8 protein-coding genes are annotated in these 12,850 nt (G+C 63.1%); 4 read left to right on the top strand and 4 right to left on the bottom strand.

Going from position 1 to position 12,850, the window contains the following annotated elements:
* Window positions 1–39: 39 nt before the first annotated feature.
* Window positions 40–1,005, bottom strand: a complete 966-nt coding sequence (locus FJ492_RS16565; RefSeq protein WP_140714682.1) for a sugar-binding transcriptional regulator — start codon at window positions 1,003–1,005, stop codon at window positions 40–42.
* A gap of 202 nt (window positions 1,006–1,207) precedes the next feature.
* Between FJ492_RS16565 and FJ492_RS16560 the strand changes: the two genes are divergently transcribed.
* The 4 genes from FJ492_RS16560 (at window position 1,208) to FJ492_RS16545 (ending at window position 8,240) form a co-directional block, all read left to right on the top strand.
* The gene (locus tag FJ492_RS16560) at window positions 1,208–2,848 is read left to right on the top strand and encodes an acyl-CoA synthetase (protein ID WP_140770949.1); all 1,641 of its coding nucleotides are present in this window, start codon (window positions 1,208–1,210) and stop codon (window positions 2,846–2,848) included.
* A 190-nt stretch (window positions 2,849–3,038) separates the two neighbouring features.
* Entirely contained in the window at window positions 3,039–3,644 is a 606-nt protein-coding gene (locus FJ492_RS16555; RefSeq protein ID WP_140505548.1) for a TetR family transcriptional regulator, read from the top strand.
* A gap of 54 nt (window positions 3,645–3,698) precedes the next feature.
* The gene (locus FJ492_RS16550; RefSeq protein ID WP_140770947.1) at window positions 3,699–4,841 is read left to right on the top strand and encodes an efflux RND transporter periplasmic adaptor subunit; all 1,143 of its coding nucleotides are present in this window, start codon (window positions 3,699–3,701) and stop codon (window positions 4,839–4,841) included.
* Window positions 4,842–5,099: 258 nt separating this feature from the next.
* The gene (locus FJ492_RS16545; protein ID WP_140505544.1) at window positions 5,100–8,240 is read left to right on the top strand and encodes an efflux RND transporter permease subunit; all 3,141 of its coding nucleotides are present in this window, start codon (window positions 5,100–5,102) and stop codon (window positions 8,238–8,240) included.
* 80 nt (window positions 8,241–8,320) lie between these two features.
* On the opposite strand, the gene FJ492_RS16540 is transcribed toward FJ492_RS16545, so the two are convergent.
* From FJ492_RS16540 to FJ492_RS28970, 3 genes are all read right to left on the bottom strand, one after another.
* A complete protein-coding gene (locus tag FJ492_RS16540; RefSeq protein WP_140505542.1) occupies window positions 8,321–10,030 on the bottom strand; it encodes an APC family permease in 1,710 nt (569 codons plus the stop codon).
* Window positions 10,031–10,285: 255 nt separating this feature from the next.
* Window positions 10,286–12,655, bottom strand: coding sequence for an aminomethyltransferase family protein (locus FJ492_RS16535; RefSeq protein ID WP_140770945.1), 2,370 nt, complete (start codon window positions 12,653–12,655; stop codon window positions 10,286–10,288).
* Window positions 12,652–12,850: hypothetical protein (locus tag FJ492_RS28970; protein ID WP_210241540.1), on the bottom strand; the 199-nt coding region annotated here is incomplete at its 5' end. The genes FJ492_RS16535 and FJ492_RS28970, both read right to left, overlap by 4 nt.

Genomic DNA, 12,850 nt, shown 5'->3' with positions numbered 1-12,850 from the left:
CGACGCCTTGATGACAATGCGTCGGCAAAGGGTTGGTTTTCAGGATGCCTTTTCTGCTGACGCTCCGGCATGATCGAGCAGCCGCTGCGCCATATGCGCGCCGACCACCAGATGCGTGCAGAGGCCGCCGGCGATTGCTGCGAGCAGCGGCTCGAACTTGCTGTCTTCCTGCACGACCATCAGCCGCTTCCCGATGACGCGCAGTGAAGCAAGCCCCGCCGAGATGACCCGCCGGTTGTAGCTGCAGTCGAGCAACTCGCCACCGGCATCGATGATCTGCCCGGCAATGACACCGGCGGCACCTTCCTTGCGCAGTGCCGCCATCTCGGCTGCCGTCAGCGCACCGCACTTCACCAGGTGGCTGTCGGCATCGACCGCGCCGATGGAGTAGAGCGCAAGATCGCAGTCGCTGATCCCGGCAAGCTGATCACGGATCACGGGCTCGGCGCGCAGGCCTTGCGCCAGTTCCTCGGTCGACAGCACCAGAGGCGCGTAGAAATTGAGGCCCTTGGCATTGAGCCGCCGCGCGATTTCCATGGTGCACTGGTCGGGCCGGTAGGAATAGGGCGCGCCGAGATTGCCACAGAGCTGCACCACGGTGACGTCCTGCAGGTCGGCATAGGACATGATGTCGGCGATGGTGTAGACGGTGCGGCCCCAGGCGACGCCGATGCGGTCGCCCTTCCTGACGAGTTCCAGGAAGACGCTTGCCGCCAGCACCGCGATATCGGTCGAGGGATCGGCGAGGTAGGCGTTTTCCGGCGCGATCCAGACGGCGTCGAGCTTCAGGGCATCTTCCAGCCTGCGCGCCATGATGTCGTCGGTGAAGAGCTGCGTCGAGGTCGAGATGTTGACGATGCCTGTCTCGCGCGCCTTGCGCAGATACATGGCGACGGAAGCGCGCGAAATGTTGAGCTGATTGGCCACTTCGTCTTGGCGAAGCCCATGGGCATAGTAAAGCCAGGCCGCCTTGTGGATGAGCTGTTCTGCCGGTCGGATCGCCATGCCGCCTCCTTGGCTGACATTAGTCACGGCTCTCGACAAAAGTCAAATCTGGATGAGCAGGGAGGGATCTTCTGCCGGCGCGGCGCAATCGAGATCACCGTTCCAGCAAGTCGGCGCAGTATAGCATTCTCAGCCCTTCTGGGGGATAGCGTGACGACGAGCCTAAGGTTAGAAAGCTCGAAAAGACTTTGGGGAGAACGGGATGGCCAGTCCCTACGAACAGGATCTCGACAGGAACGCCGCCAACCACCAGCCGCTGACGCCGCTCACCTATCTGGAGCGCGCTGCAAAGACTTATCCCGACCACGTCGCCATCATCCATGGCGGCCAGCGCATCAGCTATCGTGATTTCTGGCGCCGCTCGCTGAAGCTCGCTTCGGCGCTGCACAAGCACGGCATCGGCAAGGGCGATACGGTGACGGTCATGCTGTCGAACACGCCGCCGATGCTGGAGGCGCATTTCGGCGTGCCGATGACCAAAGCGGTTCTGCACTCGCTCAATACGCGCCTCGACGCCGCGGTCATCGCCTTCCAGCTCGATCATGCCGAGACCAAGGTGCTGATCGTCGATCGCGAGTTCTCCGGAGTCGTGCGAGAGGCGCTCGATCTGGCCAAGGTCAAGCCGCTGGTCATCGACTACGACGATCCCGATTACGCCGCTGATGCGCCCTATCCGAAAGGCGAGCGGGTCGGCACGGTGGACTATGAGGCCTTCGTCGCCAATGGCGACGAGGAATTCGCCTGGTCGATGCCGGACGACGAATGGGACGCGATCTCGCTCAACTACACGTCGGGCACGACAGGCAATCCCAAGGGCGTCGTCTACCATCACCGTGGTGCCGCGCTGATGGCCTACACCAACACCATCCATGCCGGCATGGCCAAGCACGCGGTCTATCTCTGGACGCTGCCGATGTTCCATTGCAATGGCTGGTGTTTTCCCTGGACGGTCGCGGTCCAGGCCGGCACGCATGTCTGCCTGCGCTGGGTGCGGCCGAAGCCGATCTATGACGCCATCGCGGACCACGGCGTCACGCATCTGTGCGGGGCGCCGGTCGTCATGTCGGTGCTGATCAATGCCAGGGAGGAGGACAAGCGCGCATTTGCGCAGACCGTCACCTTCAACACGGCTGCCGCGCCGCCGCCCGAAGCCGTGCTGTCGGGGATGGCCGATGCCGGCTTTGCCGTCACCCATCTCTACGGATTGACCGAAACGTATGGTCCGGCTGTCGTCAACGAATGGCATAATGGCTGGGACGCGCTCGACAAAGGGGCGAGGGCGGGCAAGAAGGCACGGCAGGGCGTGCGCTACGCCGCGCTCGAAGGCCTGACGGTGATGGACCCAGAGACCATGGCCGAGACGCCCGCCGACGGCGAGACCATCGGCGAGGTCATGTTCCGGGGCAACATCGTCATGAAGGGCTATCTGAAGAACCGCAAGGCGACCGACGAGGCTTTCGCCGGCGGCTGGTTCCACTCCGGTGATCTCGGCGTCATGCACCCCGACGGCTATATCCAGCTCAAGGACCGCTCCAAGGACATCATCATCTCCGGTGGCGAGAACATTTCCTCGATCGAGGTCGAGGACGCGCTCTACAAGCATCCCGCCGTCGCCTCCTGCGGCGTCGTGGCGCGCCATGACGACAAATGGGGCGAGGTGCCTGTCGCCTATGTCGAGCTGAAACCGGGCAAGGTGGCGAGCGAGGCAGAGATCATCGAGCACTGCCGGACGCTGCTTGCCCGCTTCAAAGTGCCGAAAGCGGTGATCTTCGCCGAGATACCGAAGACCTCGACCGGCAAGATCCAGAAATTCCGGCTGCGGGAAATGGCCAAGGTCGCCTGAAGCCCTCCGGCGGCCTTTCGAGAGAATTATTTTCAGTGGCCCGCATCCTGAGGGCGCCTTGTGACGTCTATGGGATGTCACCATCTGTCACCAATCGTACGCGTACATCGAATCCGCGTTGACACAGCGCTCTTTTCGATTTACGAGTGATGAAAATCGAAATTCGTCACTCGTTATTTGACAGAGAGCTATGTCCGAAGCCGCCAACATCGTCGCCGACGTCGCCCGACAGGAAAATGTGACGCGCATTCTCGATTGCGCCGAGCGCCTGTTCCGCCACTATGGCTACGGCAAGACCAATGTCGCCGACATTGCCCGCGAACTCGGCATGTCGCCAGCCAACATCTACCGTTTCTTTGCCTCCAAAGTCGAAATCCACCAGGCCGTCTGTGGCCGGATGCTCGGCGCCAGCTACAAGATGGCCTACGAGATCATGCACCTGCCGGCCAGCGCCGAGGAGCGGCTGCGGCGTTACGTGCATGCGCAGTACAAGATGACAATGGAGGTCATGCTCGACGACCAGAAGGTCCACGAGATGGTCATCGTCGCCCTCGAGCGCGACTGGGGCGTCATCGACAAGCATGTCGACAGCATCCACGATCTCTTCGCCGAGGTGATCCGCGAGGGCATCGAGGCCGGCGAGTTCAGGAAACAGGACCCGGTGACCGCGTCGCGCTGTTTCGGTGCCGCCACCGTCATCCTGTGCCATCCGCAGATGGTGGCGCAGTGCCTCGCCAAGACCAATCGGGCGATGCCCGACGAACTCATCGATTACGCAATCAGAGCCTTGAAATAGCCGCCGCCAGCCGGTGCCGGTGTCGACAGTCCGTCTCCAGTCGGGAGTATCAAGATGTTTTTGCCCAGTTCCATCCTTCGCAAGCTGCCAGCTGCCGGCCTGATCGTCGCATCGCTTGGGCTCGCCGGCTGCTCGCAGGAAAAAGCGGAGGTGAAGGACATCATTCGCCCGGTCAAGGTCGTCGAGATCGCCCAGGCCCATGACACCCGCACGCTGTCCTATTCCGGATCGGTGCGCGCCCGCACCGAGAGCACGCTGGGTTTCCGGGTCAACGGCAAGATCACCGAGCGTCTCGTCGACATCGGCCAGCGCGTGGTGCCTGGCGATGTGCTGGCCCGCATCGATCCCTCCGACTATGACCTGTCGGTCAAGAGCGCGCAGGCCGCGCTGGATGCCTCCGAACGGCAGGTCGAGACCGTCGAACTCGCACGCAAGCGCGCCGAGCAGCTTTTCGCCAAGAACTTCGCGCCGAAATCGCAGCTCGAACAGGCAACGCTGACCTATGACCAGGCCGTCGCCACGCGCGACTCTGCCCGTTCGACGCTTGCCCAGGCCAGGAACCAGGTCGGCTATACCGACCTCAAGGCCGACAGGGACGGCATCGTCACGGCGGTCAACGCCGATGTCGGCCAGGTGGTCGGGTCGGGCACGCCGGTGGTCACCGTCGCGGTCGATGGCGAAAAGGAAGTGCTGATCGCGGTTCCCGAAATGGAGATCGCGCAGTTCAAGCCGGGCAAGGACGTCAAGGCGGGCTTCTGGTCCGATGCCGCTCTGGCGCTCGACGGCAAGGTTCGCGAGGTCGCCGGCAGCGCCGATCCGCAGTCGCGCACCTTTGCCGTCCGCGTCAGCCTGCCCAACGACCCGCGCGTGCTGCTCGGCATGACCGCCAATATCGAGGCGTCGGCGGCTAATGAAAAGCAGCTCGTGTCCATCCCGCTGAGCGCGCTCGCCGAGAAAGACAGCCAGTCGATCGTCTGGACGGTCGATCGTGGCGCCGACACGGTTCATGCCCGTCCGGTCAAGGTCGCCAAGTTCGCCGCCGATGGCGTGCGTGTCGCGGAGGGATTGAAACCGGGCGATATCGTGGTCGCCGCCGGTACGCAGTTCATGACCGAGGACCTGAAGGTGAAACTCGCCGGCGGCATCACACAGCAGTCCGCCTCGGCCGAGGGCGGGGACGCCAGCCAGCTGCGCTGACGACAGACAGGTCGGCCGCGCGTTCCCGCGGCCGCAGGTTTCCGGGCGGCGTGCCCGAAAGGTCGAGACGTCAAGGCCGATGTACCCCCGCATCGACCCTCGCGTCCCACCGCGATGAGTGTCTCTCCGCTCGAAGAGCGACGCCGCCCGGAAACCAGTATCGAACGCAGATGATTTCGTTTCGCGCGCCGCGCTTCTTCGTAGCACCTTCCTCGAAGCACCAGGGCGCCGGCAACCAAGCAAAGTGGACCACCACCGATGACGACCTCCACTGAAGAAAAGCGGCCCTTCAATCTCTCTCGTTGGGCAATCGGCCATCCTTCGATCGCGCGCTTCCTGTTCGGGCTGATCATCATCGCCGGCGCGCTCGGCCTGATGCGCATGGGCCAGAAGGAAGATCCCGACTTCACCTTCCGCGTCATGGTCGTGCAGGCGATTTGGCCGGGCTCCTCGATCCAGGAGATGGAAGACCAGGTCGTCAACAAGATCGAGCGCAAGCTGCAGGAGACGCCGCATCTCGACTTCGTGCGTTCCTTCACCCGCGCCGGCAGCGCCATCATCACCGTCCAGATCAAGGGTGACGCCAACGCCGCCGAAGTGACCGATGCTTTCTATCAGGTGCGCAAGAAGGTCGGCGACATATCGGGCGACCTGCCGCAGGGTCTGCTCGGCCCCTATTTCAACGACGAATTCGGTGACACCTTCATCACGCTGCATTCGATCAGCGGCGACGGCTTCTCCTATCCCGAGCTGAAGAAGTTCGCCATCCAGGCGCGTGATATGCTGTTGACGACGCCCGGCGTCGAAAAGGCGGTCATCATCGGCGACCAGCCGGAAAAGCTCTACATCGATGTCTCGTCCAAGGCGCTGGCCGAACGCGGCCTGACGCTGACCGACGTGCAGAACGCGATCAAGGGCCAGAACAATGTCGACCCTGCTGGTTCCGTCGACACCGGCGTAAATTCGGTGCGCATTTCGGTCGAAGGCGATGTCGCCAAGGCCGCCGACATCCGTGAACTGCGCCTGCGTGCCGGCGGCCAGGTCACCCGGCTTGGCGACATCGCCACCGTCACTTCGGGGCTGGAAGACCCCTTCCAGCGCAAATACCGCTTCAATGGTCACGACAGCGTGCAGCTTGGCGTCGTCATGGCCAAGGGTTTTAAAGTCACCGACGTCGGCAAGGATGTCGAGGCGACCTACAAGCACTTCGAGGAAGCGCTGCCCTATGGCGTTTCGGTCGACCAGATTTCCGACCAGCCGGGCGTCGTCACGGACGCGGTAGCCGAATTCATGCATGCGCTCGGCGAAGCGCTGCTGATCGTGCTCGTCGTCTCGTTCCTGTCGATCGGCTGGCGCTCGGGCCTGGTGATCGCCATCGCCATACCGCTGGTGCTCGCCGCCACCTTCGCCATCATGTACGAGATCGGCATCGACCTGCAGCGCATTTCGCTGGGCGCGCTGATCATCGCGCTCGGCCTGCTCGTCGACGACGCCATGATCGTCGTCGAGATGATGGAGCGCAAGCTCGAGGAGGGGCTGGTCAAGATCGAGGCGGCGAGCTTCGCCTATTCCTCGACCGCCTTCCCGATGCTGACCGGCACGCTGATCACCACCGCCGGCTTCATCCCTGTCGGCTTTGCCGCTTCGACGGCTGGCGAATATGTGCGCACCCTGTTCTATGTCGTCGGCATCGCGCTGATCGTGTCGTGGTTCGTGGCGGTCTATTTCACGCCGTGGCTCGGCTATATGATCCTCAAGCAGCGCAAGCATGCCGGCAGCCATCACGACGCCTTCGACACGAGCTTCTATCGTCGGCTGCGTGCCACGGTCGGTTGGGCCGTGCGCCATCGCATCATCGTCCTGGTGATGACGCTGGTGACTTTCGGCACCAGCCTGTGGGCGTTCCAGTTCATCCCGCAGAATTTCTTCCCGCAATCGTCGCGGCCGGAAATCCTCGTCGACCTCTGGCTGCCGGAAGGCACCAGCATCAAGGAGGTCGAGACGCAGGCCAAGGCCCTGGAAGCCAAGATGATGGACGACAAGGACAAGCGTTTCATCGCCACCTATATCGGCGAGGGCGCCCCGCGCTTCTTCCTGCCGCTCGACCAGCAACTGCGCAACCCGAACTTCGCCCAGTTGCTTGTCATGGCCAATGACGAGCCGGCGCGCGAGCGGCTGATCGTCAAGCTGCGCACGGTTCTGGCGCAGGATTTCCCATCGATTCGTGCCAAGGTCGATCGCCTGTTCCTCGGACCGCCAACCGGCTGGCCGGTGCAGATGCGTGTCATGGGTCCGGACCGCCAGGAGGTGCGCCGCATCGCCGACCAGGTGAAGGCGAAGTTCCGGCAGGATCCGCTGCTCGGCGCCGTCCATGACGACTGGCTGGAGCCCGTTCCGGCGATGAAACTGGTCATCGACCAGGATCGCGCCCGTGCGCTCGGCGTCACCTCGCAGCGCATCCGCCAAATGCTGCAGGCCGCGATGTCCGGCGCGCCGCTCGACGATTTCCGCGACGGCGAGGAGACGGTATCCATCGTCGCCCGCGAGCCGGATGCCAGCCGCAGCCTGCTGTCCTCGGTCGACTCGGTCTATATCCCGACCGACTTCGGCGGCTTCGTGCCGCTGTCGCAGGTCGCCAAGGTGGTGCCTGTGCTGGAGCAAGGCATAGAGTGGCGCCGCGACCGCCTGCCGACGATCAGCGTGCGCGCCACACTACCCGACGGCGTGCAGTCCAACGACGTCGTCACCAAGATGTACAAAGACATGCAGGGCCTGCGCGACGGCCTGGCGCCCGGCTACAAGATCGAGATCCAGGGCGGGGCCGAGGATTCGGCCGAAAGCCAGGCTTCCATCGCCGCCAAGGCGCCGATCATGCTGGCCGTCATCGTCGTGCTCCTGATGATCCAGCTGCAGAATTTCGGCAAGGCGATGCTGGTGCTGGCGACCGGCCCGCTCGGTATCATCGGTGCGGCCGCCGCTTTGCTGATCAGCGGTGCGCCGTTCGGCTTCGTCGCCATCCTCGGCGTCATCGCGCTGCTCGGCATCATCATGCGCAACTCGATCATCCTGGTCGACCAAATCGACCAGGACATCGCCAGGGGCATGGACCGTTCCGAAGCGATCATCGGCTCGGCGGTGCGCCGCTTCAGGCCGATCGTGCTGACGGCGATGACGGCTGTGCTGGCACTGATTCCGATCTCGCGCGGCGTGTTCTGGGGCCCGCTCGCCTATGCCATGATGGGCGGCATTCTCGTCGCCACTGTGCTGACCATCCTGGTGCTGCCGGCGGGGTATGCGCTCTTCTTTGGACGGGAGCCCAAGAAAGCCAGGACCGACGAGCAGGCGCCAGCAGAGATCGAAGGCGTCGAACGACCGCAACTGGCGTTGGCGGCCGAATAAGAAAAACCGGCCGGTCGATTTGCGACTGGCCGGTTTTCCCTTGATGCAACAGTGGCTTGGGCCGTTTGGCGGTCAGACCATCAGATGACGAATACCCAATTGGCGATGAGCATGACCGCCACGCCGGCGACCAGCGTCAGATAGGGCAGCATGCCCGCCTTCCTGACCTTTAGATCGGCCGAGCTCATGCCGAGATCGGCCAGCATGTGGTCGGGGAATTTGCCCTTGTCCTGGATGTAGTGGCGGAAGCAGAACACCGGGATGATCAGCGCGGCGGTGATCAAGCCAGCCCACAGAGCCATCGGGTTCCAAACCTTGGCGCCTGCGCCCATGAAGATGGCGTTGACATAGGCGAAGATCGCCCCAATCCCCAACAGCCAGCTAGGCGCTTTCCATGGCCGTGCGATATGGCCGTTGTCGATGCGGTGGATCCAGCCGGCATTGAGGTTGAGGAAGTTGAAGATGATGTAGCCGCAGTTCGACACGGCGAGGATGAAGAAGAAGCTCGTCGCGTCGGCCGAGGCGATAGCCAGCACGATCAGGTTGAAGCAGAGGTCGGTCCACATGGCCCGCGTCGGCGCACCGTGCTCGTTGACGTGGCTGAGATAACGCGGCAGCCAGCCGTCGACCGAGCCTTGGTAGAGCGTGCGCGAGGAGCCGGCCATCGCCGTCATGATGCACAGCACCAGCGCCAGGATCATCAGCATCACCAGAAGGCTGTGAATGATCTTGCCGCCGCCGACCATGCCGGCGAGTGCATCCGCCACGCCGGAGCCGTCGACGATCGGCGTTGCCAGCATGCCGTTCAGGCCCAGCACCCCCTGAAAAGTGAAGGGCACCAGGATGAACAAAAGCATGCAGAGCAGGCCGGAATAGAAGATGGCCTTGAACGTATCAGTGCCGGGGTTCTTGAACTCCGACGTGTAGCAGACGGCCGTTTCGAAGCCATAGGTCGACCACGCGGCGATGAACATGCCGCCGAGCGCCAATGTCCAGCCGGCGATGTTCCAAGAGCCGGGTTCGGGCGCGTAGGCGGCGGCCAGCGGCACCAGCGGCGAAAAGTTCGACCAGTCGATCTGGCCGGTGAAGATCGGCACCACGCCGACGATCAGCATCGGGATGATGACCAGCAGGCCGATATATTTCTGCACGCTGGCGGTGCCCAGGATGCCGCGATGCTGGATCGAGAAGATGATCAGCATCAGCACCGCGCCAATGAAGAAGGTGGCGTTGAGCGTGAACGAGACCGGTCCCAGCGTATGGCTCCACAGCGTCCAGTTACGGATCGCTGGTGTCGCGGCGGCCGTCACCGCGGTGATGGCGTCGGCGGGAACCGTTCCGGTATGCGCGGCGATGTAGGCGACGACATCGGGCGAAGTTTCGGTGAACAGCGGCACCGGCGCCAGCGCGTTAAGGATATAGGCGGCGGCGATCGAGCAGCCGAGCGACAGCACCGGCGACCAGGCGAACCAGTTGCACCACACCGACAGCGGCGCGATAAACTTGGAATAGCGCAGCCAGGCGGTGGCGCCATAGATCGAGGCGCCGCCGGATTTGTTCGGGAACAGGCCGGCGATCTCCGCATAGGTGAAGGACTGCAGGAAGCCCATGATCATGGACACCGTCCAGATCAGGAAAGCCAGCTTTCCTGTCGTGCCGGCAATGCCGCCGATCGAGAACAGCACCAGCGCCGGAACGCCGCTCGCCACCCAGAAGGCGCCGCGCCAGTCGATATGCCTGAGCAGCTTGCTTTCGGCAGGCTGGTCCAGGACCGTACTTATTGTGCTCATGTCGATGAGTTCCCCTTTTTCGATGTTCCCCGCCAGCGATGCCTCGGCTACGCGAAGCTTGCTCCCCGGCAAATGATCGTTCCGGCCGCAGTGTTTCCACTCAGTCGTATTTTTTTCTTAACAGTGAAGATTGATCCGGCGCGCTTTCACGTCAAGCGATTTGTGAAACCATGCACATCACGCTTGCGCGCGCGGATGAAAAAGCGTCCGGTGGGGTGGCCGGCGGGCGCTTTGAGAGCCCAAAAAGGGCAGTCGTCAGGAACGTGGTTTGGTCTTTTGCGGATCGTAGTGGGCAAAGGCGACGACCCGGGCCGGCAGCCGCTTGGCATGACCATCGAGCTTGCCGATCTCGACCTCCGTGCCGATTGCCGCGTGGGTGACGTCGAGCCGCGCCAGCGCGATGTTTTTGTTCAGCACCGGCGAGCGCATGCCCGACGTGACGACGCCGATCTGGGCGCGGCCGATATGGACGCAGTCGCCATGGCCGACGGCGACATTGCTGTCTATGTCGAGGCCGACCAGCTTCGTCTGAGGATGGTCCTTGCGCCGGATCAGCGCCTCGCGGCCGATGAAATCGTCGGTCTTGGTCTTCAGCGGCACGGTAAAGCCGATGCCCGCCTCGAACGGATCGGTCTGGTCGGAAAACTCGTAACCGGCGAAGATGAGCCCGGCCTCGATGCGCACCATGTCGAGCGCCTGTAGTCCCATCGGCTTCAGCCCATGCGGCTGGCCGGCTTCCCAGATGGCGTCGAACACCTTTTCGGCGTCGCGCGGATGGCACCAGATCTCGTACCCGAGTTCGCCGGTATAGCCGGTGCGCGAGACGACGATGGGAATGCCATTGCCGCCGCCGATCCTGGCGACCGCGAAGCGGAACCATTCGAGTTCCTCGATCGAGGGCTGCAGCGGGGAGGTCCAGATCACCTGTTTCAGGATGTCGCGGCTCTTTGGCCCTTGTACGGCGATGTTGTGCATCTGGTCGGTGGACGAGCGCACCAACACGTTGAGGCCGAGCTTTGTTGCCGTCTCGCGCAGCCATTCGCCGGAGAGATCGTCGCCGCCGATCCAGCGGAAATTGTCCTTGCCGAGCCTGAGCAGCGTGCCGTCGTCGATCATGCCGCCATGCTCGTAGCACATGGCGGAGTAGACGACTTGGCCGACGCCGAGCTTCTTGACGTCACGCGTCAGCGTGTATTGCAGCAGCGCTTCGGCATCCGGACCGGTGACCTCGAATTTGCGAAGCGGCGACAGGTCCATGATCACCGCATCCTGCCGGCAGGCCCAGTATTCGGCGATAGGCCCTTCTTTGGCGAACGAGTTGGCCAGCCAATAGCCCCTGTACTCGACGAAGTCGCGCGTGTGTTTGGCAAAGCTCGAATGAAAAGCTGTCTCGCGGGTCATTTTGGGTTCCGAATCGGGCGTCATGCGTCTGGCGATCGCTCGCGAGAATCTATGCTGGCCGGAATAGGTCCGCACATGGATGTCGGTCAGGTCCCAGCCATTGGCCGGCGTCGTGTCGTCAGGACATGCGGAGGAGACGCAGACGATGTCGGTGAGCGCCCTGAGCAGAACATAGTCGCCGGCTCGCGACCATGGCTCGTCCGACACCATGACGCCATGAGCGTCGATCGCCGTGTTGAAGAAAAAGTTGATCGCCATCCAGCCGGCGCGGGGATTGACGCCCTTGCCGGTGAGCGCGCGGTTGAAATTCTCCGAGCAGTTGGTGTGGCCGGGATAGCCGATGTCGTCGTAATACTTCGCCGCACAGGCGAGCGCGAAGGCGTCGTGCCGGCCGCACGTGTCCTGCACCACCTCGACCAGCGGCTCCATGTCCTGGTCGTAGTATTTCGAATGCAGGCCGGGCATCGGATAGCTCGCGCCCATCAGCGTGCGCGTCGTCGTGACGTCGAGCGGATGGTCGAGCCCCTTGTCCAGCTTGCGCGCCGAAAAACACTGGAAGTCGGTGCACTGGCGCCCGTCGACATCGATGATCTGCAGATAGTCGCCCGCCTTGACGAAATAGGACTCCGCCGTCGCCGAATGGACGCGCAGATCGAGCACCGGATCGGCCAGTGGATCGGCAAGCCGGGATTCTGTTTTCAGGCGGATTGTGTTGCGCCGCACGATGACGCTGAGCGGCGTCGCCGTGTCATGGCCGTCGACCAGCATCGGCCCGCCGGGCGCGGCAATCAGCATCGCACCATCGCGCGCTATCGCGAATGCCTGCTCGGCACCGGCCGGAGTGGTGCCGCCAAATACGCGCACAGCCTTGGCCTTGTCGAGCTGAACCTGACGGCGTTCGAGGCCGCGGCGCACAGCCGAAAGACTGTCGTCGTCTTCGGTGAGCAGTGCCTTGATGCCGGCGGCACTACTATTGGATTTGTCACCGAGAATGTCGGGGTCGGTGACGCCCGACTTGTCCCAGGCCAGCAACTCGCAGGCCTGGCCGCCCTCGACATTGCGTACCGTGATCGTATCGCCGGCCTCGACCTCGATCAGCACCGCACCATTGCCCTGTACGGTATAGCGCTCCATGCCGGCCGGCAGCGCGATCTGGCCCGGCCTCAGGATGAGGCTTGGCCTGGGCGGTCCGGCTGTCACGGCGGGGTAGGGCGACTGGCTCATTTCAGCCTTGCGGTTCGAGAAACAAGTTTGCCTGTGCGTGAAATTATTTTAGCAGCAAGAATAGCAGCGGAGCGGAGTTTGGCAAGGCGGAGGGTGGCGCTTCTTCCTTCTCCCGCAAGGGGCCCGTTGCGCAATATTGCGGGAGGCTTGTTGTGAGGATTGAGGGCGGCCATTTTCGTTGCTTTGGAGGCTTTT

Source organism: Mesorhizobium sp. B2-5-4, from assembly GCF_006441095.1.
In the GTDB taxonomy this organism is placed as follows: Bacteria; Pseudomonadota; Alphaproteobacteria; order Rhizobiales; family Rhizobiaceae; genus Mesorhizobium; species Mesorhizobium salmacidum.
This window is presented reverse-complemented; position numbering and strand designations above follow the sequence as displayed.